The following is a 23,830-nucleotide window of genomic DNA, read 5'->3' on the forward strand; positions in this document are numbered from 1 at the left end:
GCTGTCATGACTGTTCGACGGGCCAATCGATGTCTTCGCGTGTCAACGTATCGACCATCATGGTTTTCCAGATGGCGGTGACTTCGGCATATTTTTCGGCATTGCTGTCCCAGAGCGTCCGCATTGCGTAACCCCGGACCATATTGAAGGTCATGTAGACCAGGTTCTCGGCTAAAGGCGGCGGCATGTATTTGGACATAACTTTGACCCATGCGGCCTCGATCGGCAGACGCGCTTTCTGCGACGCCTCCAGGATCTCGGTCTTCAGATCGGGATCCGTGCTCGCGGACAGAACAATGTCCAGAACGCTGAAGAAATGCTCCCCCAGAAAGAAGCTTTCTGCATCCTTGAGCATCTCGTCGAAAATTTTGCTCTGGTCGGTCGCTGCTTGAGCGCCCTCGATGCTTTTGTCGACGGCAATTTGGTAGAGGTGCTCGTGAACTGCCAGGATCAAATCCCGTTTGTGACGGTAATGATGCAGCAGTGCGCCCCTCGATACCCCGGCGTTGTGCACCACCGCTTCGGTGCTGAACCCGGAAAACCCACGTTCGCGCAACACTTCGATTGAGGCCGATATGAGGCGTGATCGCATTTCTAGGCTGCGTTCGTCTTGCGACCGTGAGGCATTGACCGCATCGGTGTCCGCCTTGTCGCTCTGCTTGTTGGAGGAAATTTTAGTATTCAATGGATACCTTTCCATCCGCGACGAAAACAGCGTAGGTTTTCAACGGAATTTCGCAGGGCATCAGTCCGGGTTCGCCCGTGGTCACGTCGAAGGTTCCGAAGTGCCACGAGCATTCGACAAACTTTCCGCACAATTCGCCTTCTTCGGACAGCGAAGCCTCGCCATGCGAGCATTGGTCCTGAGTGGCAAAGAAGTTGCCATCGACATTGTAGACGGCGATGACGTCTCCATTCGGCAGGGTCTCGGCACGTATTTCACCTTCCGGCAAATCCTCGGCGGGAAAAAGAGCCAAGATCCTTTTTGTATCTTCACTCATAGCATCGTGCTCCCGCCATTTACCGAAATCACCTGTCCGGTCACGAAACCCGCTTCGTCCGAGGCCAGGTAACTTACCATCGAAGCGACTTCGCTCATTTCCGCCGGTCGCCCCATCGGGATCACACTGAGAAATTTCTCTGCCAATTTAGGATCGCGTTCGGTAATCTCGGCCATTTGCGGTGTGTTGGTCGCGCAAGGGGCCACTGTATTCACGGTAATCCCGTCAAGGGCGTACTCCCGGGCCAATCCGGTGGTCATGCCGTGCATGCCGCCCTTGGCCGCATTATAGGCGGCATGATCCCACAGACCGTTTCGCACGGAATCCGCACCAACGTTCACGATCCGCCCGCCACGCTGTTCGCGCATGACAGGCAACGCGTGCCAGCAGCACCAGACCGCCGTCCAAAGATTTCGGTCAATGGTTTCACGAAGGGTGTCGGGCGTATGTTCGGCAAATGCTCTGATGATCCCGCCACCTGCATTATTGACCAGAATGTCGAGCCGTCCGTATGCGCCAATGGCCGCATCGACAGCCGTCTTCGCAACGGATTCGTCCGCGAGGTTTCCGGGAACGACCACTGGGGGCTTTCCTTGAAAATGTCGCGCTGCCATTTCCTCGGCCGCCACGGTCGCTTCGGTCTCGTCGAAATTGGCGATCACCAGCCGCGCCCCGTCTGCCATCAGACGTTCAGCGATAACCAGACCAATTCCGCGCCCCGCTCCCGTTATCAGGGCAACCTTGCCTGACAGTTTTCCGCTCATAGTCGGTCCCCTCACTCTTCGTCGATCGCGCCCCTGCAAGACCGGGGCGCGATCCGTCCGTGTTACAAAATTATGCTGATCCGGCCCTGATTACGCAGGCCGTTGGTATCAAGAACAACACGCTTGGACCTGATCCGGATTTTGCCGTCCGAAACCTCCAGACCGTACAGGAGCTTGCCAAAGAAGATGTTGCTGAAGTCATCCTTGGTTCGATAGGTCGAAAAATTACACGCGACTTCAACCTGACCGTCATCTTGCGAAAGGATACGAACATTCGACACCTGATGGCGGGTTTTTGAATGCGGATACTCCGCATGGGCGGTCCGCTTCATCAATCGCTTGACCCGTTCGCCCAACCGGTACCTGTCATCCGCGATGTAAAACAGGTTGTTGTCGGGTGACGCATCGGCGGGAATGTCCGTCGGCGGAATCTGATAGGTCGCATCGTCGGTGAACAGATCCAGCCATTCCGGCAGCCGCCATTCGTCAAGAAGCTCCGCTTCGGCGTATAGAAAATCCTCTACTTCTGACCGCGTGAGCGTCCCGGCGTCAGATCCCTTTTCTGTTGCAGCGATCATGTCCGCTCTCCCCGGATTTGTTCAGGGCCGGTAAGGCGGCGGCTCCATTCGCGCCAGAACGCACGCATCTGCTCTTCGTCGTCCATCGCCGGCTGTTCCAAGCCCATGCCCTTTGATATGTCGTTCCACCGCACTTCCTGACTATTACGATAGCCCAGCTGGCAATGTTCCAGAGCCTCTACGTCATCCGGAGTGGCAAAGCCGCCGGGCCCGAGGAACTCCAGAAAGTTCGACAGGCGGAACTTGCGAGCCGCCGCGCTCTCTTCCTGCGGTCCGGCCGCCCAGGCATTGACGTGAAGCAGGTTTGGCGATTGCGGGAAGAAGGTGCGGATCGTCAGCGACATGATGTCGTTTATGATCAGGTTAGGGAAAATCAGCAGGTTGCGGTTCTTGTAAGCGATCCGGTCTGCTTTCTCCTTGCCGTATAGTTTTTCGTTCCGGGCGTTAAGAGCGTCGATCTCTTTCTTCCCTTCATCGCCCCAGAGTGACACCCATTGACCGGCAGGCCGTCCCCAGGGGGCGCTATATTCGATCACGCCGTGGCCATTGCCTAGATCCTTTCCAACACCGCTCAACGCGACATTGGTCAGGCCGCCTTCCATCGACTTGAGGTAGTCCAGATAAGTCGCATGGGTGCTCGTCGCGTGATAGCCGTCGATGCTGTTTTCTACCAGAAGCTTCCAGTTCGCGTTCATCGCGTATTCCTGGGTGCCGCCAATGACCTCCATGCCGTCAACCGACTGATCGAAGATCACATCCAGATATTCCTTGGCATTGCCAAGGTAATCAACAAGCGGGATTGCTTCAGGGTCGTAGCACAAGAAATACAGCCCGCGATAACTTTCCAGCCGGGGCACCTGACGCATGTTGGAATCAGGGTCGTTCTTGAAGTCGTGCCCATAGCTTTCTTCGCCCGGCTGATTTCTCAGCGCGCCGTCCTGGCCGAAGACCCAGCCATGATAGAAACACTGAAAGGACTTGGCGTTGCCTTTGCGTTCACGGCAGACTTGGGAACCCCGGTGGGGACAGGAATTGAACAGCGCCCGGATGTTGCCTTGGCGGTCCTTGTTGAACAGAATGCTGCGGCCGCCGACCACTCGGGTCACAAAGTCACCCGGTTTCTTTAGTTCCGATTCGTGGCCGAGATAAAGCCAGCAAGTGGAAAAGATACGCTCGCGCTCTTTTACGAACACATCCGGGTCAGTAAAGTTGTTTCTGGAAACCTTGAAGAGATGCCGATCGTTGTCGATCATCACCAAGGGATCGTTTCCGTTGGGCTTCATTGCGTCTTATCCTCCTCCGGTTGATGGGTTTCAGGCGGGAATTGCCTGTCTGAGTTTGTAAGCGGGGTCCTCGATGGCGGCCCGCTCCAGCCGGATGCCGTTTCCGACCAGTTTACGTATTGCGGCCATGTCCTTGGGAACATTGATTGTGGTGCCCCCGACGATCTCACCGCCCCGCAAGGCGATGACAGCGAAGCGCCCGCTGGCCGGATCGCCGCGCAAGACGGTCTCTTCACCGATGCTGTCGCCCGCCACCTGAATGTTCATGTTATACTGATCGGACCAAAACCACGGCGCAACCTTTGCCGGCTGCGGCGCGCCTGTTATCGACGCCGCGGCGATGGCTGCCTGCTGGTTGGCATTCGCCCAGGTCTCGATCCGCATCCAGCGATTGTGACACCGGCTGAACTGCTCGGTCGCATCCCCGACCGCCAGCACACCGCTGCGTTCGGTGCCGGCCCTGTCGTCCACCCGAAGCCCCTGCGCGCCCTCTGGCAAACCGATCATGGCGGCAATCCCGCGCGGCGGCTCCACCCCGATGCCGACGACGACAAGATCGGCGCTTTCCACCGACCCATCGCTCAGCGTGGTGTCGCGCCCCGACGCCGAGACCGGCCTCACACCATACCGGAAACGAACGCCGTTCCCGGCGTGCATCTGCTCCAGATGTTCGGACGCCTCCGCGGGCAGCCCCCGTTCAAACAGACGTGAGCCGGCCTCGACCACGGTCACGTCGCAGGCCCCCGCTGCCGCCGCGGCAACTTCCAGTCCGATGATCCCGCCGCCCACGATCAGGATCCTTCCTCCCATAGCCATCCGCTCGCGGATGGCGGCAGCGTCCTCGATCGTGCGCAGGACATGGATCGGCACGGTCAACCCGGCAAGCTGATCGCATTGCCGGGCGCTGGTGCCTGTCGCCAGAACCAGATGATCGTAGGAAAGCTCCTCACCCCCGGCGAGCGCCACGACCCGTGCATTGGGATCGGCGTCGACGACGGGGCTGCCAAGCCGCAAATCTATTTCGGCGGCGCTCCAGTCGCCCTGTGCCTTCATGAAACGAGTCGACCAAGCCGGATCTGTCAGCATTTCCTTGGATAGCTGGGGTCGCTCGTAGGGCAGATGCGGCTCCGCCCCGACCAGAACGACCGAACCGGAAAATCCCGCCGAACGGAGTTCCAGCGCAACTCGGGCCCCGGCCTGACCGGCGCCAACGACAACGACTCGGTCGGTCATGGTCGGCCAACGAACCGGCAGGCCACGCCCGGAGCATTTCTGTAATTGTGGGTCTGCATTCTCTCCCCCCTTCTCCGGCAACCTCCCGGCCGGTCAACTTTCTTGCCAAGGATTTACAAACAGTCTAGACTGCTTGTCAATGCACGAAAATCAGGGAGGTGCACAGTTATGTCGCAAAAAGCAGAAGATAGTGATAAAATACAGGTTGTTAGCGGGTATCAAAGCTGCAGTCTTGGCATGCTTCCACCGCGGATGCCGGATCGCGCAGATCCGCAGGTTCCCCATGATGCATCCCTCGGCAAAGTCCACTATGGCCGGATTGGGGGCGTCTATTTCTATGACCAAAATTTCGACGCCGCTGTCGGGATGGTTGAGATTGAACTCAGCATTCAATGCCTTTCCGAGGGGCATTGCCGCGTCGAGGCATTTGGTATCGGCGATGGCTTTCAATCCTGCTCGGCCAATGGTCAGGACGCACCATTGATCATTCAGTTGTGCCGCAGGGACGGAACGGTGGTCGCGGAATCGAAATGGTCTTATTCGCGTATTCTTTGTGGGCATGTCGAGGCGCTGACACACAAAGAAGACATCTTGCTTGCCAGCGAGGAATTCGAATCAATTGAACTGGGGGTGATTCCCTCGACAAAAGGGACTGTATGCACTTGCGCAATGCCGCTCGGCAGCTAGGTGTTGGATCCCTTCAGGTTGTTCAACTTTTGCCTGACGTCACCGCCCTCCGGGCAGATTTGAGCTGTCAATCTGCCCTTTAATTGCGGGCCTGCAATCTCAGGGTCGGGTCAAGCGTCGATCATGCAGGTCGCTCTTTCCCCCATTCGAAGACCGTCCCGTCGACCCCGATGCAGTGTAGAAATACAGCCAACTTGCGGGCGGCAGCGACCTGGGCCTTCTTCATGCCGTTGCGCTTGGCGAGGCGGAGGCCCCATGCTTTCAGGGCGCACCATTTTTTGTCCGGTGTAGCAGGACGCTGGCCGCCTCGAACAGAAAGGTTCGTAGCATCCGGTTTCCCCATCGCGATACGCGGCCGTTGGTGTCAGTTTCGCCGGATTGCTAGCGGCGCGGAGTCAGGCCGAGGTAGGCACCGGCCGTCGCCGCACTTCGGAATCGCGAGGGATCATCGATCTTGTGGCGGAACGTAAGCGCCGTCACCACGCCGATGCCGGGAACCGTCATAAGACGTCGGGTGGTTTCGTCTTCCCGTGCGAGTTGGCGGACCCTCCGATCAAGCCCGTCCAATTCGCCACACACATTCGCATGAACGGAGATAAGCGGCAGCAGCACAGGCCAAAGGATATGCCCGACGAGGTGGTCCATGCCATCAAATGGCAGACCGCCAGCCGCTACATGATGGTTGAGGCCTTCGCACAAATCGACACCGAGGAGATCGACCCCATTCTCAGCATCACAACCGAAGCGGCCTGATCATGCCCTCAGGTCATCCGAGAAATTACACCAGCTTGATGGGGTGGATGCCCCCTGCTTGGCGGCATCGATGTGCCAGAGCGTGGTAAAGCCGAGGCATTCCACAAGGAGACAGGGAGCATCCGTCATGGAGATTACGATAATTGGGCTGGATCTGGCAAAGAACGTGTTTCAGGTCCACGGCGTCGACGCCGAAGGAACGGTCGTCTAGCGAAGGAAGCTGAGGCGTTCCGATCTAATCACGTTCTTCGGGAGCATTCCTCCGGTCTTGATCGGTATGGAGGCTTGCGGAGGCGCGCACTTCTGGGCCCGGGAACTGGCCGCGCTTGGCCATGAAGTTCGGCTGATGCCTCCGGCCTATGTCACGCCATACGTCAAGAGGGGCAAAACTGACGCGGCTGATGCCGAAGCGATCTGCGAGGCAGTGACGCGACCGACCATGCGCTTGGCATCGATCAAGACAGTGCCCCAGCAATCGGCAGGCGTGGAACTGAAGGTCCGACAGCTGCTGATCCGGCAGCGCACACGCACGGTCAACGCGCTGCGCGGCCATCTCGCGGAGTTCGGCATCGTCGCGGCGAAAGGCATCGGCCGGCTGAATGAGCTCATCGCGATCGTCCGCGATGCGTCGGATCGGCGCCTGCCGGACGCCGTGCGCGACGTGTTGCAGGATCTGATCCAAGAGATCGATGGGCTGAATGACCGGATCAGGCGGATCGACCGCCGCCTGGTCAAGCATTGCAGGGAGGATGAGACAGCTCGGCGTCTGGCAACGATCCCGGCAGTCGGCCCGATCACCGCCTGCGCGTTACAGGCCATGTTGACTGCCCCGAAATCCTTCCGGTCCACCCGTCACTTCGCGCCCAGGATCAGTCTGACGCTGAGGGCGAACTCGAGTGGCGGCGAGGAACGGCTTGGCCCTATCTCCAAGCAGGGCAACACCATGCTGCGATCGCTCCTCTTGCTGGGCGCGATCGCCAGATTGCGCAATGTCCGCTCCTCGCCCGAGCGCGATGGATGGATGTCGGCACTCCTCGCGCGACGCCCCTACAAGGTGGCAGCCGTCGCGGTTGCCAACAAGCTCGCCCGGATCGCGTGGGCGCTCATGGTCAGGGGAGGCATCTACAGGGAAACCGCCACGTCCTGATCCGAAGACCGCGTTTCGCCGGAACCGCCACCGGCGAAGGCCAAGGTGCACCACGATGATGAACGCGAAGAACCGGTAGCCCGACAGCGAGAAAGCCCGTGTCCGTCAACGCGCCCCGAGAGCGCCACTTTGATCCGGCACTCGTTTCCGCGCATCTCATCAAGGCCCGCAGCCAAGGTGCTGCAAGTCGAGGCCGGACACATGACCGCACCGTTCGATCGCTGTCATCACCAAAATCGCGCCTTGACCCGCAGGGGGCATCCACACATGACGGACGTGACCCCTTCCGGCCCTGGCTTGAGGCACAACTCTCCCGCATCCCCCGGTCCTCGAAGCTTGCCGACGACATAAGATACACGCTGGCCCGCTGGCAGGGCCTCACCCGGTTCCTCGAGGATGGGCGTCTCGAACTGGACACCAACCCCGTCGAAAACCAGATCCGGAAGATTGAACCGCGCCGGGTTTGCCGGAGGCTGATTTCGTTTAGTTACGCGGCCATGTCTTCAGTTTCCAGAGCGGCGTAGAAGTTTGCCTCTGCTTCTGCCGGAGGGATGTTCCCGATCGGCTCGAGCAGGCGGCGGTTGTTGAACCAGTCGACCCATTCGAGGGTGGCATATTCGACGGCCTCGAAGTTGCGCCACGGCCCGCGACGGTGGATGACCTTGGCCTTGAACAGGCCGTTGATCGTTTCCGCCAAGGCGTTGTCGTAGCTGTCGCCGACGCTGCCCACGGATGGTTCGATGCCGGCCTCCCCCAACCGCTCGGTGTAGCGAATGGACAGGTATTGGGCGGATTCAACCGGTCGTCGCAACACCTTCGATCTTATCTTGTTTGAGCAGCCGGTCGAGGGCCTCTGCCGGCGTTTGCCATCCCAGCGTCTTCCGGGGACGCGTGTTTAGCGCATGGGTCACGGCACTCAGCTCTTCGGCGCCATGTTTGCTGAGATCCGTGCCCTTGGGGAAGTATTGGCGGAGCAGACCGTTGGTGTTCTCGTTGCTGCCGCGTTGCCAGGGGCTCTGAGGGTCGCAGAAGTAGATATCGAGACCGGTATCGATGCGGAGCTGCGCGTGTTGGGCCATCTCGGCACCTTGGTCCCAAGTCAACGAGCGACGCAGATGGGCAGGCAGGCTGCCGATCGTCCCTGCGATGGCATCGAGGACGGCTTCGGCACCGTGACCCGTGAGAGCCGGACCGTTCTTGACCGACTTTCCCGCGCCGTGCCCCTCCATGCGTGGCAAGTGCAGGAGCATGGTGAAGCGGGTCGTGCGTTCGACCAGCGTGCCAATCGCCGAGCTGCCGAGACCGAGAATGAGATCGCCTTCCCAATGCGCTGCTTGGCGTATATCTACATGGATCAGCCGTGTCCGGTGGTCTTCAGCCGCAGAGCGACATAGATCTTCTTGCAGTGGTTAAGTCCGACTTGACCATGAGCCAGCGCAGCAGTTTGTTGCTTGAACTGCTGCGTCTTTCCGGCCGCCATCCTGCCGTGCCAGGAGGCGCCCGCTGCCTTGAGGTAATGGTGTTTTGCCAAGCCGACCTCAAGCGCAGTGACTACCCGGCGCGAGCGGGGTTCGTTTATGGAGAGTGGCTGCGGGAGGCTTTCGAGGCCGGTGAGAGGCCGATGCCCGGCTATGATCCGGAATATTCTCTAGTCCTCGCGCAGGCCCATCAGGAGGCCATTCCCTTGTTCGGACCGCCGAGGAGCGAACTGCTGACGGACGTCTCGAAAGAGCATGTGAACCAAGCCATGCGCGATTCACTTCCGGACTTGCTGGATGGATTGCACGGGGATGAGAGGAATGTCCTTCTGACGCTTGCGCGGATGTGGCACACGGCCAGCACAGGGAAGTTCGTCACGAAGGATACTGCCGCCAAATGGGCGATTCCGCAATTGCCTCGCTCGGACGCTACGATACTCGATCATGCGCGAAGGGCTTATCTCGGCGAAGTCACGGACGATTGGAGCAGCCTAGCTGTGGCAGTCTGCGAGTTGGCGGGGCGCATGAGTGAGAACGTAACCAACTCAATGTAGCGAGGATGAAGCTCCGCTCCCTCTGCCTATGGCGTCTTCCCGGATTGCGACTAGGCGCACTTCTTCAGTCATTTAGCCAGCGGCTCCGCGCTGAGGCTGGATTTCTTCTTCGCGAAGTTTCGATCTGTCAACTGCTCTGGCCTACTAAGTCGGCTTAACACTAGATCGCCACCCCCGGCATCTCCCTCGGCAGTTCACCCAGATACCTTCGTGGCCCCCGCACTTCTCCCTTTGTCTGAGTTGCATGACATGCTGGTCGCAGCTGTCGTCTCGTCCACAAAGGTTGTCGCCGATCTTTTTCCCCTGCCCCTGCAGGTCATTCCTCGCGAGGCATGTGTGGACACCCGTCGGTCAAGCATTTTTTCGAAATCCGATTTCCGGTTCAGTGCGCTCATGTGTCCGGCCTTTTGTCGCGGCGGATGCCGCTGGCCCTGATGAAGTCCGCAGATCATGGTCCCTATCAAAAAGACGTATACGCAGATACAGCTACGCGAACGGGTTTTCCTGATCTCCGGCTGGCACCGGTTTTCATCATTCGACGTGCACGCTCTCCCGATCTCTGTGTTTCTGGCCTTGCTCAGACGGCGAGCGCCGCCCTCTCAGGTTGATACTCTACCTTCCCGGTCATGACTGCCCAAGCGATCCTCGCAATCTTGTTGGCCAATACCACCGTCACCAACCGCGGTGGCTTGCCGGTTTCGATTAGACGCTTCACCCAGCCATAGAGTGGCGTTTCCCGCCCAGATGTCACCCGCCTGATGACCGATGTCGCCCCGAGCACAAGCAGTGTTCGTAGAGTTCGGTCGCCAGCTTTCGTGATCCTCCCGTTTCGTTCCCTTCCGCCAGAAGAATTGGATCTGGGCGTCAATCCCAGCCATGCGGCAAAGGAACGACCCGATGGAAAGGCTTCTGGGTTCGCTACGGTCGCGGCCAGGGCCGTGGCAATGATCTGCCCTATGCCGGGGATTGTCGCCAGCCTGCGGCTGGCTTCACTCGTTCGATGCCAGTCTCTGAGCTGTTTCTCAAGCTGTTTGACCTCGTCCGTGACGATCGTGATCTGCCGGGTGTAGGTCTTGACGATGGATCGAACAAGCGGCGGGACACCAAGCTCGTCGCCTTCGTGTCCGAGGACACGGTCGACCAGCTCGCCGACCCGCTCAATCCCAACAGGGGCGACAATGCCAAGTTCGGCCAGATGGCCGCGCAGGGCATTCACCAGCATGGTCCGCTGACGGATCAGCAAGGACCGGGTCCGGTGGATCATCAGCACCGATTGGTGATCGACCGACTTCACCGCGACGAAACGCATGGTCGGGCGCGAGACGGCTTCGCAGATCGCCTCGGCGTCGACGGCGTCGTTCTTGCCCCGTTTGACGTAGGGCTTCACGTATTTCGGGGTCATCAGTTTGACCTCATGGCCCAGGGCGATCAGTTCTCGGGCCCAGTGATGGGCTGCGCCGCAGGATTCCATGCCGATCAAGCTGGGCGGCAGATCTTCGAAGAAGGCCAGAAGCTCGGATCGTCGCAGCTTTCTGTTCGTAAGCACCTGGTCATTCCCGTCTATCACGTGCACTTGGAAAAATCGTTTTGCGATATCTACGCCAATTGTCAGTCCGGACATTCTTTCCTCCTCTTGCCCTCGGATTTCTTCTCAAAGGTGAAGTTGGGGGTGGAGGGTGTCCACACCATCAAAAAGACCGGCGCCTGCCCCTCTCCGCTGCGCTTCGCCTTCGGTGTGGCCGGGCCTTGGCCAGCTGCAAGGTGACCAACATTGCAACGCAAACAAGGAGAAGAGCAATGACCACGAACTGCATCAAATTCACCAGCGCCGACATCGAGACCGCCAAGGGCACAGGCTCCATCTCGACCCTGACCTTCGACCTCGACATCACGGTCGAACCCGTCGCGAGCACCAACCCGATGGCCCCCACGCACCGCGTCCTCGGCCGCTCCCCGCGCGGCAAGCTGGTCGAGTGTGGCGGCATCTGGAAGAAGCAGAACAAGGAGACCGGCGCCGACTACTACACGCTGACCATCCGCGATCATGGCTTCAACGCCAACCTCGGCAAGGCCGCGAACCAGGACGATCTGTCCCTGCAGGCCGTCATCCCCTGGGGGCCCCAAGACGCCGCGTGACGGCTAGGGCCGGTCGGCTCCCTGCCGATCGGCCCATCAAAACTCCAATCTTGAACGCGTTCAAGATTGGAGTTTTGGGCTCTTGGAGCCTCTAAATAAGCGCCTGAAACCCATAGGCGCGTGGTATCTTTATCTTTCTTCCAAAACCGTGCTACCATCGAAGCAGAATCGAGTCGAACTCGGATCCAACCGAAGTCAGGACTTAGGAATGAGCGGTAGTCTGGAACAGTTTTTGACGGACCTGTCACGTGGGCTTGAGCGTACGATGGTGGCAGTGAACAAGGAACTCACCTTGCGTCAGCGCATAAAGCGCACGTGGTCCATGCGCCAGTGCGCAAGGTTTCTGAACGTGAGTATTCAGTATCTCACCAAGTTCGCCAATTCGAGCGACGACTTTCCTGCGGGCGAATATGTTGGAAGAGAGCGCGTTTTCACGCTTTCCGAATTGATGCACATGCGGGCCCTTCTGGCGGCCTCGGCAAAGCGGCCGTACGATTACCTGGCCTGGCGGAAGCCTGATGCACCTTTGCCCGTCATCTCGTTTGCAAGCCAGAAAGGCGGCACCGCCAAAAGCCTGAGCGCCGCGCATTTCGCCCAGTATCTCAGTTTGCACTACGGCATGCGTGTTGGTGTCATGGATGCCGACCCGCAAAGTACAATAACGCTCTACTTCGTCGGGGGAGAGGGTCTTCCCCAGATGCCCGACGAGAACACTGCCTCCATGGTGGACTTTGCCGGCCTCTTCCAGTCTGAAGATGCGCCATACACCGATCACGATGCGCAGACGCTCGACAGTTTCTTTCTCAAGACCTCGTGGCCGGGGCTGCGTCTGCTGCCGGCACATGGCGAAACGTCTGAGGGTGAGATTCAGATTGCGCGCCTTGTGCGCGAGGCCCCCTCCGGAAAGAGCTTCTATCGCTACCTGCGCGATGCCATTGATCGGTGGAAGGCGGGCCACCCACCAAAGACGCTGCCCAACGAATTGGTAGTCGAGGGCAAGGTCGATCAGCAGCGGCTGGATGCTGCGCTGACCGAGACCCTCGATGTCATCATAATCGACTATCAACCCGCGTTGACACTTTTCCAGCTGAATAACGTGATTGCGTCGACTTCTCTGGTCATCCCGCAAACCATGAAGGGGTTCGACATCGCAACGCTGTCGACCTTTGTGACCGGCCTGCTGGGGATGCTTCAGCACATTCTGGCCCATGAAAGGATCGAGATCGGAACCGGTGCGAACATGCTGTTGCCGACGATCGTCCAACGGTCCAATGCGCAGGACCTTAACCACATCGGAAACCTGCTAGAACATTGCCCCACGGAAATTCTGCCGGTGTTTTATCTGCGTTCCGACGCGATCTCAAATGCGTCAGACGTCTATCAGTCCGTATACGAATATGAGCCGGACACGCCGGGAAAGCGCAAGGGGATCAACCGGTTCATCACGAATGCCGATGCCGTGAATGACGCCATAGTATCGCGGCTCTGGCCAGGACTCGAACGCGGCTACGCTGATGCATGGATGGACGAATTCTACGAAGATGACGGCGAGGGCGAAGCATGAAACGCAGTATTCCTAGGTCGTTGGTCAGCAAGGCTACCAACCCTGACCCATCCAAGGAGCGCACGCCCGGTTTCGAAGGCCGGGCAGAACCGGGTGATGCTGTTTCCACTCCTTTCAAGGGGGCCGGCAGCGCTTGGAAATCAGGGGCGCTTGCGCAGTCGCAAGCCGCCGTGGAGCGAAGCAGAGCCGAGCTTTGTTCGGATATCCTTAACGGCCGCCACGAGATAAGCCTGTCGCCAGACCAGATCTCAGATCCGATGGGGACCGACCGCCGTCAAGACTGGATGTCTCAGGAAGCATTCAGGTCCCTGGTAAGCAGCATTGCCTCGAACGGGCAGGACACACCCATTCTGGTGTGGCCCGAGGATCCGGACTGGCAGCCGGATCCGTTGGAGCCGTCGAACGTCACTGGCGTTCCATTTGTGATGCTTACAGGACGCCGCCGACTGGCTGCTGCGTCGGAGCTGGGTTTACCTCTTCGTGCAATCCTAGCTTCGCCGGGCGCGCGAAACGCCGAGAACAGCAAGTTTGAGATGTTGTTTCTGCGGTTCCGCGAGAATGAGGAGCGCGAGAATCTTAGCCCATTTGAGCGGTTGGTTTCGATTGGTGAAATGTATGAAACGCTGGCTTCTGGCGAAGACAAGCTGACAGCTGTGGCTTTCGCAAAGAAAATTGGCGTGCATGAGAGCCTAGTCTCGCGAGCAAGGTCTGTCTTCGCTGCGCAAGATCAAATCTTGAACGCGTTCAAGAATGTCTACGACATGAGCTTTCGCGACTTGCAAGGAGCCTTGGCGAGCTTGGAGAGGGTGAACACCTCCAAGCCAAAACCGAAGGCAAAGCCCAGTAAGCTCACGGTCAAACGCAAGGTGGGCAAACGAAATCTTTCGGCGACTTCAGTCGATGGGAACTTATCCATCAAGGTTGCAGGTGTGCCGATTGACCAAGAGCGTCTCGAGAAGCTCGGAGACTTAGTCGCCGACTACTTGAGCGCCGAAGGTTCGGGAAAGGATTCCGACTGACGACAATGCCAGCGGCATACTTTCCGGAACGACGAGGTAAGGAGCAAAAAGGAACGACAATCGAAGCAAAGGCAAAAGAAAAGCCCCCAAGCGGTGTGGCCTGAGAGCTGATCTTAATGGTTTGGTCGCCTTCAAGATAAGTCTCGCTGGATTCACTGTCAACGACGAACGCTCCAGAGCGAACGGCTTTCTTTTGCCTCCACATAACCGGAGGTGAGATACAGGCATGAAACATACAGGTTGGCGCAAGCCGACACCGGGTCTTGGCATTGCAGAGCAGCTTGCCCAAGCCGGTGAACAGGTGGCTGTACCCAAAACGCGGGCCTTCGTGGCCGTCAAGCGGGTGGGGGCCTACATTGGCCTCAAGGCCGGAGACATGATGCTCCTCGACACGCTCGGGGCCTTTACCCAGGCCCAAGACTGGGAGGAGGGGCAACGCCCTATCGTCTGGGCGTCGAACGCCTATCTGATGGAGCAGACGGGGTTCTCGCTCTCCGCGCTCAAGCGCCATGCCCGACGCCTGGCCGAGATTGGCGTGATCTCCTTCCAGGACAGCCCGAACGGCAAGCGGTGGGGCCGCAGGGACGCCGAGGGGCGCATCGTCGAGGCCTATGGCTTTGATTTGTCGCCGCTGTCGGCGCGTGTCGAGGAGTTCGAGGAGCTCCATGCCGATTTGCAGGCCGAGCGCGAACTCTGTCAGCGCCTGAAGCGCCAGATCACGGTTGCACGCCGTATGATCCGCGCTCGGATCGAGGCGGCCGTCAGCAGCGCGCTGCGCGGGCCTTGGGCGCAGTTCACGGGTCTCTTCGAAGAGTTATTGGACCGGCTTCCGCGCCGCCACGAAGCTTCTGAGCAGCTTGCACGGTTGCTGGGCTGGTTCAAGGATCTCCAGGAGCGTGTCGAGGCGGCCTATCTCAAGGCAACTGAGGCTACCCAGCCTGTGGAAAATACGCCTGAAACCAAGGAGCAAGTTCCCGAGAAGACTCAAGAGTTGAACCCCAGGGAGGTCATTTCTGAACCTCATATACTAATTACAAACCAACTTGATCCTGTAACTAGTAATTCCTCAGAAAATGAGGAAACCGCGACCATGGTGCCCAATGCTCAGCCCGAAGATCAGGTTGATAGGGAGCTGGAAGAGTGGGTTAACGAGGTGCGCAAGAAGCGCGCGGCGCTGGATCTGCCCACCGTGATGCAGGCCTGTCCCGAATTCGCATCGTGGTCGCGCAATATGGGCGGGTTCCTGAAAGATTGGGGCGATCTGCATCGTGTTGCCGGTCAACTCCGGCCGATGATCGGGGTGTCCGAGCATGCCTGGAACGTGGCACAGGACCGTTTGGGCAAACAGGTGGCGACAGCAGCGCTGGCGCTTGTCTTCGAGAAGCATTGCGCAGGCGAGGTTTCGTCGCCGGGCGGCTATCTGCGCGGCATGGTCGAGAAGGCCGGGGCAGGGGAGTTGCATCTCGAGCGCAGCTTCTATGGCAGGCTCAGCGGGCAGGCGGCGTGATGGGGCAGGGGGTCAGAGACCGGCAGCTTTGGTCACGTTCACCCGGAACCGATCGCGTCGGCGCTGGTAGCGGCGGGTCATCTCGGCCGAGGCGTGTCCCAGTTGTTTCTGGACATAGCGTTCGTCGATCTCAGCGGAACTGGCAAGGCCGGCACGCAGCGAGTGGCCAGAGAACAGCGCCAGACGTACCTTATCGGGCAGTTCGGAGCGGATGCCGGCGTCCAGGACCGTGCGCTTGATCAGCCGCGCGACATGCTTGTCGTTGAGCCTCGTTTCGGATGCCCTTTTGCCATCGCGCGAGATCCCGACAAAGACAGGACCGAAGTCGATCTTCGCGAAATGCAGCCATTGCTCCAGCGCGTGCACGGGGCAGGTCTGGTCCTTTGAGCCGCGGCCCACCTCGACCTCGCGCCAGCCGGTCTTGGCATTCAGCGTCAGGAGGGCGCCGCCACCGTCCTTGCCGTCCAGGATCTCGACCCAGCCGCCCGACTCCGGCGTGTCGTCCTTGTGGACGTCGAGGCTGACGATTTCCGAGCGGCGAAGGCCTCCGGCGTAGCCCAAAAGCAGGAGGGCCCGGTCGCGCAAACCTCGGAGATCGTGGGGCAGGGTGGCCACCATGGCGACGATGTCCTCGGCCAGGATCGCTTCCTTCTGCACCGGCGGGCACGCATGCTTGCGCTTGATCCCGGCCAGCACGGTGGCGATGTGACGGTTTTTTCGATCAAGGGTGAATCCCCGCTGCGCGTAGCTCCAGGCAAGGCCCGACAGACGGCGGTCTATGGTGCTAACCGATAGAGCAGGGGAGGGGCCCGCCCCGGAAGCCAGGTCGGCGAGGTAGAGCCCGATCATCTCGGGCACGGGCGGCAGCGGCTCGGTGCCCTTCATCCGGCACCAGCGGGTGAAATGTGCCCAGTCTTTCGCATAGGCCTTCAGGGTGTTCTCCGACGCGGCCGCCCGGGCATATTCGCGGGCCGTGTCGACGAGGCGATCCAGCGTCCCGGAGCCGGCGACGTGGTCCGGAAGGGCGATCGGTCTTTCGTCAGTGCTCATGATGGAGTCCCTCTGATAACGTTGGCGGCTCTCTGTCGCGTGTGAGCGCACTCAGATCGGCGAGAGACCACGCTGATGGGCCGACACCACCAGGCGCCAGATCGAGTCTCACGAATTCCGACTCGGCCAGCCTCATAAATACCGCTCCGGAATCTCACGAATCCCTGCCGCTCTCGCGGACCAAGTGCCTGAAAGGTTGAGAATCCAGTCATGAAACGTGAATCCAGTGATGAACTGTGAACGCGATCCGTATTTCTTGCAGCCTATCTCCGGTTGTCCGATAAATGCAATTATTGGACATATTGGCGCACGGCAAGGCGGGGCGGTTGCCACAGCATATTGTAGACGAAAGCGCCGCGAGAGACTAGTCTTGTGGCATGACCCATGTTCGCCACAGCCTCGGGGACGACCTCGGCACGCTACCCCGAATGCCCGCCTGGGTCACCGGCGGGCAAGGCGAAACACCCGAGGATGTGGCGTTTTTGTCGGGCGCCGCGCTCGCTCATCTGGATCTTGTGGTCAGCCGAACGGATGTCCCCCAGGCTTTGCTGCGGGAGCGGCTGGCATTGCGCGCGGCAGAGGCCTGCGTGACGCATCAGGGGAGGCCCGAAAGGGCCGGGGAACTGCGCGATGCAGCGGCGTTCCTGCAACCGGGCGACAGCCCGGGTCCGGCGGGCGCGGTCTGGCTGTCGTGGCAAAGGGCGGTGGAGCGGCCGGTCTCGGTCAAGGCTTTGGACCGGGCGCTGACGGAACTGGAGGTCGATCGGATCGCTGCCTGGCTGGATGCGGGGCCCCGGGATGGAGGGCTTGCGCCGGTTGCGCGCGCCGCGGCGGTACTGCAGGCCGTTCTCGAGGATCGCCCACGCGATCCCGCATCAGCACTGCTGCTCGCGGACGCGGCCCTGGCGCAGGCGCTTGGCTGGGGACATGTGCTGCCGCTTCTGGCGCCCGGTCTCAAGCGCGGGGATCTGCGGAAGACGGGCGAGGACCTGCGGCTGGCCTGTCATCGGGCAATCGGAACGGCCGCGACCGAAGTGACGCGGGAGGCCGCCGACCTGACCCGCCATGCCACCCGGTTGCGGGACATTGCGCCGAAGCTGCGCGCAAAGGGGTCGGACGATGCTGTTGCGCTGTTTCTGAGCCGGGACGCCGTTCCACCCACCGCGCTGACCTCGCTGCGGTCCGATCGTGCCGCGCGCCGGTTTTGCGACAGGCTGGTGGAGCTCGGCGCCGTGCGCGAGCTGACCGGGCGTGACACCTTTCGGCTTTACGGGGTGTAGCGATGGCGAAGGATCGCTCCGAACCCGAGCTTGACCGCGAGTTGGCCGACCTGCCGCCAGAATTGCGCTGGCGCGAATGGATGCGCCGGATCGAGGCGGTGCTCTTCGCGTCCGCCTCGCCGGTGCCGCGCGAGGACCTTGCACGCGTGGTGGGGCAGGGGGCGTCGATTGACCTGCTGGTCGAGGACCTCAGCGCCGATCTGGAGGGGCGGGCCTTCGAGATCTCCCAAGTCGCTGGCGGCTGGATGTTCCGGACGCGGGCCGCCTACGCCCCCGCGATCCGCGCTGCGGCGGATGTCGGGGATCAATTTCTGGACCTGAGCGAATTCGACGTCGCGGTGCTGGCCGCCATCGCCTACCACCAGCCGATCACGCGCGACGGGCTGAAGGACATCTTCGGCAAGGAGATCAGCCGCGATCTGATCGGGCGGCTCCACGCGCGGGAGCTGATCGGAACCGGACCGCGGTCGCCCCGGCGCGGGGCGCCATATACCTACGTCACGACGGAGCAGTTCCTGGTCGCCTTCGATCTGGAGTCGCTCCAGGACCTGCCGGACAGGGAGCAGCTGGAGGATGCTGGTCTGGCCGCCGGATGAGACCAGGTGGCAGGTTTGACTATCGTTATTTGCACGAGAGCTCTTGATCCATCAGCCCAGATCTTCATTCAGCGGAAATCTCATCGACGAGTTGAGCTGCCACGGCAATCGGGAGAAACATCCGCAGTGGAACACTTGTGAGTTCCTGAAATCCGTAGCTCTCATAGAGTGCTTTGCGTCGAACGGTTCTGTCCGGATCCCCGCAATCGAGCACATCGAGCATGACAATTGAGATACCGATCTGATCTGCGGCTGCTACGATCCGACTCAACGCATCGACAAGGAGGTCTCCGCCGTAACTTGATCCTCGATATCGCTCATCGCGACCGATCATGGAGATGTAGGCGGCGGGGATCGAGCCGTGAGACGGACGTGTTCGAGCATACTTCTTAGGTAGCTCCTCGTACCTGACCGCATGGGCGTTCAGTGCGTAGAAGCCTATGACGCTCCTTTCGCCCTTGGTCATCACCATCAAGCGGACATTATCCGCTTTGCTTAGTTTGTTCGCCGTTCTCTTGAGGTAGTTGTCGACTTGATCCACGCCGCAAGAGAAGTTCGCACGATCGTGTTTGTCTGGATCGAAGGGCTCGATCGTGACGTCATCTTCTGTTTGGCTCAACGGGAGGACACGCGAGCCTTGTGGCGTTCAAAGGCTTCGCGCAACCGATCCGTCGGTGGCGGCGGGTTGTCGAGAGCATCGAAGAAAGTCGCATGGTCGGCCGGAGACAAAACGGTCGTCTCGTGAGCACGGATAACGTCCTGCGCCGCCCTATACGCCGCACTCATCGTGAACACGGAGTCGTCCACACCAGACAGTGCTGCAGCCTGCTGGATCGCGGCTTTCACATGTGGCTTAGTGCGGAAGTTCATACGCTCCGAACTACGCTCGTTGATATCTAATGTAGGGTCCTCGAAGCTACGCATCTCGATCTCCTCTCATGGGTTGACATGTACGTCAGAACGACGTACGCGTCAAGACAGATCACAAGGTCGTCACGTCCGCAAAAAATTGGTATCGCTTTCAACATGATCGGAAACAGTCTTGCGCTTAAGCTACTTGCCGATGTCATGGACTGGGACGATGCCACTGCAACTCGGGAGTTTGGCTGGCTTCGGTTAATGGCTTCAGTCAAATACGATGGCTACGCCGACTTCGCCGCAGGTGCGGGTTTCCTTGAAGCACTCGTCGACTGGATGCGCCAATTCGATACTTCCTACGACCGAGCGATCGCTTACCGGTTTGTAAAACAGCGCCTAGTGTACATTTCCACGGCAGAGATGCATCGCGTCGTCGAGGCATTCATCCCTGAAGTGGTCACGCCATACCTTAGGCGAAGCGTTGGCGCTGAGTGCGGCCTTCATCCCTGGGAAGTATGGGCAGCCAACGAGCCGGCCGAAGCCTTTAAGTCGCGCTTGCGAAAGTGCCTATTCGTTGGGCTCAGCGACGGAAGCCGTATCGACGTGCTACGGCGATCGAACGCAGGGCGCATCTCGCAAGAGCAAATTATTCCGATGATGAATGTTGATGACGCGAAGTGGGAGAGTCTTGGTGAAGATCTCATTTCGGCGCCTGGTCTCGATGCCAACTCGCGCTTCGAAGATGTCTTTCTAATTGACGACTTCACCGCGTCAGGCACCACGTTCATCAGAACGGTGGAAGGAAAAACGAAGGGCAAACTTCACAAATTCAACAAGATGGTCGAGGCTGCGCGAAGGTCATTGTCGGCAAAGGAAAAGGTATTTCCAATCTCTGAAAACTACAGCCTTCATATTCATCACTACGTCTCGACCTCTCAGGCCCGTGGCACGCTGACGGAACGGGTAGGCGCGCTAGTCAAAATGCTGGAAAATCGAAGCTTTCGGGATGAGGTTCATATTACTGAGGGGTTGCTTCTAAGTGATAATTTACCGCTTGGGCGCCCAAAGCCAGGCTTGCAGGCTGGGGGTGCAGTCGAGGCATCTGCTATTGGTTTTGAGCCCAATCGGATTGCTGAGAATGAGATCGATGCCCAATTCATTGCACTTTGTGAGCGGGCTTATGACCCAGAGCTCTTTAGGCGTCTTGAGAAACACTGCCGCGAGGCTGGCATGGAGACAATGTGCTATGGCTACGGCGGGTGCGCACTACCGTTGGTCTTAGAGCATAACACGCCAAATAATAGTGTCCCGCTGATTTGGAGCGAAACCGGGTCGGAGGCGGACCCGAATACGCGCCCACTTTTCCAGCGACGCGATAGGCACGGCTAATACTCATGGCAAACCCATTTCAGCGCCGAGCGACTGAGTACATTCGAGACGCAGAGGCTTTCCTTTCAATAGTAAGCCCACTGCCTTTGACAACTTTCCTTGCGAATAGTCCGCACAAGGATCAGCTCTTTTCGCACCCGATACGGATCATCGGTTCGCCCGGTACTGGGAAAACGATGCTGGCTACCTTGGCTGAGTTTCGCATGGTCGAGTCGATCCTAAGGGATCAAAACAGCGATACAAACAAACCGCTCGCTCGTGCACTCGGCGATGCTGGTTTTGTAGTAGATGGTCGTCCGCACGTGGCGGCGGTACGGATTCCTATGGAATCTGAGTATCGGGATTTTTGGGAGCTGCCCTACGATGAGGCGGTTCGTACAAAGCTTGCTTTTTGGCTCGTGCAAGCACGGGCAATGCTCGGCTTGATACGTGGTCTCACCGCGAGAGGGACGCGTGCACTCGATCAAATCCGCTTCATTCCACGCGCCGACTTTGAAACCCAGGTGGAGCAAATCGGTGGATTAGATGCAGAAGGTGTTCGTCGTCGGGCACTTGAGGTAGAGCGGGCAATCTATAGCGTTGGGTCCGGCCTAGTACCGCCATCCCTAGAAGAGCTGCCGTACGAAGCAACTGCGCCCTATGCGCCATTCGATGTAATCCAAGCAGTCGAGATTGACTGGGATGGACAACCGTTGGAGCTGCGTCCACTCGCCATGCTCGACGATATCCACGACCTCCATCACGCCCAGTTGGAGGCGCTATTCCGAACTCTGTCGCATCGTGAAATGCGGTTTGGCAGATGGATGATGATGCGACTCGATGCACTTAGTCCTGGGGCAGTACTTCGGTCGCCAGATTCTCAGCCAGGCCACAATCGAACACAGGGACGCGATTTCTTAGATATCCATATGCAGCTCGACTCGGACAAGGGTGCTGCTCGAAAGAAATTCCGCCGTATGGCGCTGGGAATGGCCGATCTGTATCTACCGATGATCCCGACTTTCAGAAATCGGCCTCCACCACTAAGAAGTCTGCTGTCGGGCGCAGCGCCAAAGCTGACGGATGCCCAACTTCGCGATCTTCGCGAAACCACCGATAAGGACCAGCGTCGCCTTGAAATCACTGACGAGAGACGTGCGTCGATAGACGAGTTGGTTGCTGGCTATGCAAAGAAGGGCGCAGTCGGCGACGACGTTGCCGTCGCTATGTCGCGAATTCTTCTGCACCGATACGATAAACGAAGAGCAAACGTGACGCCTTCATTGTTCGGCGACGACGATGATCCGGATCCACGAAATCCATTGAAAGCGGATGCAGGTGTCGCCCACGGCGCGAGAGTTCATCTGCACCATCAATTCGGTCGACCGTTCCACTTTGGAGCCGATGATGTTTGCGATGCCAGCAACGAGAACGCCGAGGTTTTTCTTGGTTTTGCTGGGGCGCTGGTTGGCGAAGTTGAAACGCGTGCCGTTCGGAGAAAGCCGTTAGAACTTGACGCCAAGGTTCAGCAAGCCGTTCTACGCGACGAGGCTGAACGGATAATTCGAGAGTGGGCATTTCCGCAAGCAACTCGTGTCCGTGCCCTCGTGCGTGCGATTGGCAGGGCTTGTGTTGACCGAACACTCGAACCCAACGCGCCACTCGATGCAGGAGCAAACGCGATTGGTATTCTGGAGGAGGAATTCAAGATGCTTCCTTCCGACGATCCAATACTATTGGTGCTAAAACATGCTGTAGCCAGCGGTGCGGTCACAATTGAACGTGACTATGGTCAGGGCGGTAAGCTGTGGTGTCTTATCGAACTGACAGGAACCGTGGCCCTCGCTTTCGGTCTGACCTTTGTGCGCGGTGGCTTCATTCCAACTAAGGAAAGCTTCTTTCGCGAGGCTTTGGCCGATGCGTGAACACTGGGCGAACTGCATCACACACGCTGACGACGAGGTCGACACATTTGTGGACGAGTACTTTTCTGAAGAGCATAGACGCGTCCTGCTTGTTGCTGCGGCGGGATTTGATCCCCGATCACGCTCCGTGGCGCTTAAGTTGCAGAAGGTGCTCGGAAATCGTCTGAGTGCAGTGTTCGTGCGAGAGGAACGCCCAGGTGCAAATCAGGCCCTTCGTGATCGCGCAGACGCAAACGAGACTTCTCTCCTGCAGTCAATACCCGGAAGCGAGGTGGTTCGAATTGAAATCTTCGCCGACGACGGGGCGCCGGTGGGTGGGCGACGTATTGCCGGCGCACTTTCTGAGCGGCCGATCCCAGACGAGATAACGGATGTGGTCGTCGATCTGAGCGCTCTGTCGGTCGGTATTGGGTTTCCGGCGGCTAGGTTACTCCTTGAAGACTGTGAGAAGAATCCGGGACGGACGTTCCACCTCATGATTGCGTCGGACCCGGATCTCGATGATCTGATCCGAAGCGATCCCTCCGACCGCCCAAGTCCAGTTCGGGGCTTCGCTCCTATAGCTAGGTCCTCGGACGACACAGAGGACATGGAGCTTGCTCAGATCTGGATACCGCAACTGGCGCAGGGCAGGGCTTCTACCTTGAACCTTATCGGAAGCCAGCTTCAAGTTCGAGACTTCTACAAGATCTGTCCAATCTTGCCGTTTCCTGCAAAAGATCCTCGCAGAGCGGACGATCTTGTTGCTGAGTACCAAGAGCAAATCACTGAAGAATGGCACGTTGACCCCAGAGACTTCCTATACGTGTCAGAGTGGAATCCTCTCGACACGTACCGGAGGCTGTCACGGCTGAAGCTACGTTTTGATCGAACGATGAAGGGAACGTACTTGTTGCGCATGGTTCTATCGCCGATCGGGAGTAAGGTGATGGCTGCCGGTGCCATGATGGCAGCAATCGAGCATGACATGGCAGTGCAGTATGTCGAGACTGAGAGTGACCTGAGACCCGTATCTTCCTCCATTTTGAGGTAGAGTCCGGCCCAACCAG

At 59.0% G+C, this 23,830-nt stretch carries 23 protein-coding genes and 5 pseudogenes; 15 read left to right on the forward strand and 13 right to left on the reverse strand.

From position 1 onward, the window contains the following. Positions 1-4 precede the first annotated feature (4 nt). From ATO6_RS23030 to ATO6_RS23055, 6 genes are all read right to left on the reverse strand, one after another. On the reverse strand, positions 5-685 hold the full coding sequence (locus ATO6_RS23030) for a TetR/AcrR family transcriptional regulator (protein ID WP_176441074.1): 681 nt from the start codon (positions 683-685) through the stop codon (positions 5-7). Continuing rightward, positions 675-1,001, reverse strand: a complete 327-nt coding sequence (locus ATO6_RS23035; RefSeq protein WP_088626329.1) for a non-heme iron oxygenase ferredoxin subunit — start codon at positions 999-1,001, stop codon at positions 675-677. Before ATO6_RS23035 ends, ATO6_RS23030 begins: the two co-directional genes overlap by 11 nt. Further along, positions 998-1,765, reverse strand: a complete 768-nt coding sequence (locus ATO6_RS23040) for an SDR family NAD(P)-dependent oxidoreductase (protein ID WP_088626330.1) — start codon at positions 1,763-1,765, stop codon at positions 998-1,000. The genes ATO6_RS23035 and ATO6_RS23040 overlap by 4 nt, the downstream gene beginning before the upstream one ends. A 62-nt stretch (positions 1,766-1,827) precedes the next feature. Beyond that, complete coding sequence (locus tag ATO6_RS23045) at positions 1,828-2,343, reverse strand: aromatic-ring-hydroxylating dioxygenase subunit beta (RefSeq protein WP_088626331.1); 516 nt, start codon at positions 2,341-2,343, stop codon at positions 1,828-1,830. Then, positions 2,340-3,626 (reverse strand): aromatic ring-hydroxylating dioxygenase subunit alpha, encoded by a 1,287-nt coding sequence (locus tag ATO6_RS23050; protein WP_088626332.1) that lies wholly within the window; start codon positions 3,624-3,626, stop codon positions 2,340-2,342. Before ATO6_RS23050 ends, ATO6_RS23045 begins: the two co-directional genes overlap by 4 nt. A 30-nt stretch (positions 3,627-3,656) precedes the next feature. Further along, positions 3,657-4,859: an NAD(P)/FAD-dependent oxidoreductase gene (locus ATO6_RS23055; RefSeq protein WP_088626333.1), complete on the reverse strand. Its 1,203-nt coding sequence runs from the start codon at positions 4,857-4,859 to the stop codon at positions 3,657-3,659. A gap of 168 nt (positions 4,860-5,027) precedes the next feature. On the opposite strand from ATO6_RS23055, the gene ATO6_RS24890 reads away from it, so the two are divergent. Continuing rightward, on the forward strand, positions 5,028-5,546 hold the full coding sequence (locus ATO6_RS24890) for a hypothetical protein (protein ID WP_141102065.1): 519 nt from the start codon (positions 5,028-5,030) through the stop codon (positions 5,544-5,546). Positions 5,547-5,807: 261 nt separating this feature from the next. Here ATO6_RS24890 and ATO6_RS25635 read toward each other — a convergent pair. Next, positions 5,808-6,191: pseudogene (locus ATO6_RS25635) on the reverse strand (transposase). Here ATO6_RS25635 and ATO6_RS25540 point away from each other — a divergent pair. The 3 genes and pseudogenes from ATO6_RS25540 to ATO6_RS25640 form a co-directional block, all read left to right on the forward strand. Continuing rightward, a complete protein-coding gene (locus tag ATO6_RS25540) occupies positions 6,171-6,299 on the forward strand; it encodes a hypothetical protein (protein WP_254919252.1) in 129 nt (42 codons plus the stop codon). The pseudogene ATO6_RS25635 and the gene ATO6_RS25540 overlap by 21 nt on opposite strands. Before the next feature lie 220 nt (positions 6,300-6,519). After that, positions 6,520-7,446, forward strand: coding sequence for an IS110 family transposase (locus ATO6_RS23065; RefSeq protein WP_254919255.1), 927 nt, complete (start codon positions 6,520-6,522; stop codon positions 7,444-7,446). A gap of 287 nt (positions 7,447-7,733) precedes the next feature. Next, positions 7,734-7,895: pseudogene (locus ATO6_RS25640) on the forward strand (transposase); the annotation flags it as partial. Between the two features lie 38 nt (positions 7,896-7,933). On the opposite strand, the pseudogene ATO6_RS23075 reads toward ATO6_RS25640, so the two are convergent. Both ATO6_RS23075 and ATO6_RS23080 read right to left on the reverse strand, forming a co-directional pair. Beyond that, a pseudogene (locus ATO6_RS23075) lies at positions 7,934-8,236 on the reverse strand (integrase core domain-containing protein); the annotation flags it as partial. 4 nt (positions 8,237-8,240) lie between these two features. Beyond that, a pseudogene (locus ATO6_RS23080) lies at positions 8,241-8,774 on the reverse strand (IS30 family transposase); the annotation flags it as partial. Positions 8,775-8,776: 2 nt separating this feature from the next. Here ATO6_RS23080 and ATO6_RS25645 point away from each other — a divergent pair. Together ATO6_RS25645 and ATO6_RS23085 are read left to right on the forward strand one after the other, a co-directional pair. Beyond that, positions 8,777-8,869 (forward strand): annotated as a pseudogene (locus ATO6_RS25645) (nucleotidyltransferase domain-containing protein); the annotation flags it as partial. Between the two features lie 3 nt (positions 8,870-8,872). After that, complete coding sequence (locus ATO6_RS23085; protein WP_254919253.1) at positions 8,873-9,478, forward strand: aminoglycoside adenylyltransferase domain-containing protein; 606 nt, start codon at positions 8,873-8,875, stop codon at positions 9,476-9,478. Between the two features lie 577 nt (positions 9,479-10,055). Here ATO6_RS23085 and ATO6_RS23095 read toward each other — a convergent pair. Beyond that, positions 10,056-11,099: an IS110 family transposase gene (locus tag ATO6_RS23095; RefSeq protein ID WP_088626335.1), complete on the reverse strand. Its 1,044-nt coding sequence runs from the start codon at positions 11,097-11,099 to the stop codon at positions 10,056-10,058. A 176-nt stretch (positions 11,100-11,275) separates the two neighbouring features. On the opposite strand from ATO6_RS23095, the gene ATO6_RS23100 reads away from it, so the two are divergent. The 4 genes from ATO6_RS23100 to repC all read left to right on the forward strand — a co-directional run bounded on the left by ATO6_RS23100 (position 11,276) and on the right by repC (position 15,704). Then, positions 11,276-11,614, forward strand: coding sequence for a DUF736 family protein (locus ATO6_RS23100; RefSeq protein ID WP_088626336.1), 339 nt, complete (start codon positions 11,276-11,278; stop codon positions 11,612-11,614). 208 nt (positions 11,615-11,822) lie between these two features. After that, positions 11,823-13,178, forward strand: coding sequence for a ParA family protein (locus ATO6_RS23105; protein WP_172431746.1), 1,356 nt, complete (start codon positions 11,823-11,825; stop codon positions 13,176-13,178). Beyond that, positions 13,175-14,197, forward strand: a complete 1,023-nt coding sequence (locus ATO6_RS23110; RefSeq protein WP_088626337.1) for a ParB N-terminal domain-containing protein — start codon at positions 13,175-13,177, stop codon at positions 14,195-14,197. The genes ATO6_RS23105 and ATO6_RS23110 overlap by 4 nt, the downstream gene beginning before the upstream one ends. Before the next feature lie 226 nt (positions 14,198-14,423). Then, entirely contained in the window at positions 14,424-15,704 is a 1,281-nt protein-coding gene (gene repC / locus ATO6_RS23115; RefSeq protein WP_088626338.1) for a plasmid replication protein RepC, read from the forward strand. Between the two features lie 12 nt (positions 15,705-15,716). Here the strand turns inward: repC and ATO6_RS23120 are convergent, their stop codons facing one another. Further along, complete coding sequence (locus ATO6_RS23120) at positions 15,717-16,754, reverse strand: tyrosine-type recombinase/integrase (protein WP_088626339.1); 1,038 nt, start codon at positions 16,752-16,754, stop codon at positions 15,717-15,719. Between the two features lie 377 nt (positions 16,755-17,131). Between ATO6_RS23120 and ATO6_RS23125 the strand changes: the two genes are divergently transcribed. Then, a complete protein-coding gene (locus ATO6_RS23125; protein WP_088626340.1) occupies positions 17,132-18,034 on the forward strand; it encodes a DUF1403 family protein in 903 nt (300 codons plus the stop codon). Between the two features lie 2 nt (positions 18,035-18,036). Then, the gene (locus ATO6_RS23130) at positions 18,037-18,630 is read left to right on the forward strand and encodes an SMC-Scp complex subunit ScpB (RefSeq protein ID WP_088626341.1); all 594 of its coding nucleotides are present in this window, start codon (positions 18,037-18,039) and stop codon (positions 18,628-18,630) included. 64 nt (positions 18,631-18,694) lie between these two features. Here the strand turns inward: ATO6_RS23130 and ATO6_RS23135 are convergent, their stop codons facing one another. Together ATO6_RS23135 and ATO6_RS23140 are read right to left on the reverse strand one after the other, a co-directional pair. Then, positions 18,695-19,249, reverse strand: coding sequence for a GNAT family N-acetyltransferase (locus tag ATO6_RS23135; RefSeq protein WP_088626342.1), 555 nt, complete (start codon positions 19,247-19,249; stop codon positions 18,695-18,697). After that, positions 19,246-19,554, reverse strand: a complete 309-nt coding sequence (locus tag ATO6_RS23140) for a DUF1778 domain-containing protein (RefSeq protein ID WP_088626343.1) — start codon at positions 19,552-19,554, stop codon at positions 19,246-19,248. The genes ATO6_RS23135 and ATO6_RS23140 overlap by 4 nt, the downstream gene beginning before the upstream one ends. Before the next feature lie 24 nt (positions 19,555-19,578). Between ATO6_RS23140 and ATO6_RS23145 the strand changes: the two genes are divergently transcribed. The 3 genes from ATO6_RS23145 (at position 19,579) to ATO6_RS23155 (ending at position 23,814) form a co-directional block, all read left to right on the forward strand. Beyond that, positions 19,579-20,877, forward strand: a complete 1,299-nt coding sequence (locus tag ATO6_RS23145; RefSeq protein WP_217899054.1) for a hypothetical protein — start codon at positions 19,579-19,581, stop codon at positions 20,875-20,877. Positions 20,878-21,080: 203 nt separating this feature from the next. Continuing rightward, a complete protein-coding gene (locus ATO6_RS23150; RefSeq protein ID WP_217899055.1) occupies positions 21,081-22,781 on the forward strand; it encodes a hypothetical protein in 1,701 nt (566 codons plus the stop codon). Beyond that, positions 22,774-23,814 carry a hypothetical protein gene (locus tag ATO6_RS23155; RefSeq protein ID WP_088626346.1) on the forward strand — a complete coding sequence of 347 codons (1,041 nt, stop codon included), beginning with the start codon at positions 22,774-22,776 and terminating at the stop codon, positions 23,812-23,814. Before ATO6_RS23150 ends, ATO6_RS23155 begins: the two co-directional genes overlap by 8 nt. Positions 23,815-23,830 lie beyond the last annotated feature (16 nt).

This window comes from Oceanicola sp. 22II-s10i (assembly GCF_002210105.1).
Classification (GTDB): Bacteria; Pseudomonadota; Alphaproteobacteria; order Rhodobacterales; family Rhodobacteraceae; genus Pseudooceanicola.

Excerpts from the sequence above, each read along its gene's own strand:
- ATO6_RS23035 (WP_088626329.1), bottom strand. The coding sequence starts at position 1,001 with ATGAGTGAAGATACAAAAAGGATCTTGGCTCTTTTTCCCGCCGAGGAT.
- ATO6_RS23040 (WP_088626330.1), bottom strand. The coding sequence starts at position 1,765 with ATGAGCGGAAAACTGTCAGGCAAGGTTGCCCTGATAACGGGAGCGGGG.
- ATO6_RS23045 (WP_088626331.1), bottom strand. The coding sequence starts at position 2,343 with ATGATCGCTGCAACAGAAAAGGGATCTGACGCCGGGACGCTCACGCGG.
- ATO6_RS23050 (WP_088626332.1), bottom strand. The coding sequence starts at position 3,626 with ATGAAGCCCAACGGAAACGATCCCTTGGTGATGATCGACAACGATCGG.
- ATO6_RS23055 (WP_088626333.1), bottom strand. The coding sequence starts at position 4,859 with ATGACCGACCGAGTCGTTGTCGTTGGCGCCGGTCAGGCCGGGGCCCGA.
- ATO6_RS24890 (WP_141102065.1), top strand. The coding sequence starts at position 5,028 with ATGTCGCAAAAAGCAGAAGATAGTGATAAAATACAGGTTGTTAGCGGG.
- ATO6_RS25540 (WP_254919252.1), top strand. The coding sequence starts at position 6,171 with ATGCCCGACGAGGTGGTCCATGCCATCAAATGGCAGACCGCCAGCCGC.
- ATO6_RS23085 (WP_254919253.1), top strand. The coding sequence starts at position 8,873 with ATGAGCCAGCGCAGCAGTTTGTTGCTTGAACTGCTGCGTCTTTCCGGC.
- ATO6_RS23095 (WP_088626335.1), bottom strand. The coding sequence starts at position 11,099 with ATGTCCGGACTGACAATTGGCGTAGATATCGCAAAACGATTTTTCCAA.
- ATO6_RS23100 (WP_088626336.1), top strand. The coding sequence starts at position 11,276 with ATGACCACGAACTGCATCAAATTCACCAGCGCCGACATCGAGACCGCC.
- ATO6_RS23105 (WP_172431746.1), top strand. The coding sequence starts at position 11,823 with ATGAGCGGTAGTCTGGAACAGTTTTTGACGGACCTGTCACGTGGGCTT.
- ATO6_RS23110 (WP_088626337.1), top strand. The coding sequence starts at position 13,175 with ATGAAACGCAGTATTCCTAGGTCGTTGGTCAGCAAGGCTACCAACCCT.
- repC (WP_088626338.1), top strand. The coding sequence starts at position 14,424 with ATGAAACATACAGGTTGGCGCAAGCCGACACCGGGTCTTGGCATTGCA.
- ATO6_RS23120 (WP_088626339.1), bottom strand. The coding sequence starts at position 16,754 with ATGAGCACTGACGAAAGACCGATCGCCCTTCCGGACCACGTCGCCGGC.
- ATO6_RS23125 (WP_088626340.1), top strand. The coding sequence starts at position 17,132 with ATGACCCATGTTCGCCACAGCCTCGGGGACGACCTCGGCACGCTACCC.
- ATO6_RS23130 (WP_088626341.1), top strand. The coding sequence starts at position 18,037 with ATGGCGAAGGATCGCTCCGAACCCGAGCTTGACCGCGAGTTGGCCGAC.
- ATO6_RS23140 (WP_088626343.1), bottom strand. The coding sequence starts at position 19,554 with ATGCGTAGCTTCGAGGACCCTACATTAGATATCAACGAGCGTAGTTCG.
- ATO6_RS23145 (WP_217899054.1), top strand. The coding sequence starts at position 19,579 with ATGTACGTCAGAACGACGTACGCGTCAAGACAGATCACAAGGTCGTCA.
- ATO6_RS23150 (WP_217899055.1), top strand. The coding sequence starts at position 21,081 with ATGGTCGAGTCGATCCTAAGGGATCAAAACAGCGATACAAACAAACCG.
- ATO6_RS23155 (WP_088626346.1), top strand. The coding sequence starts at position 22,774 with ATGCGTGAACACTGGGCGAACTGCATCACACACGCTGACGACGAGGTC.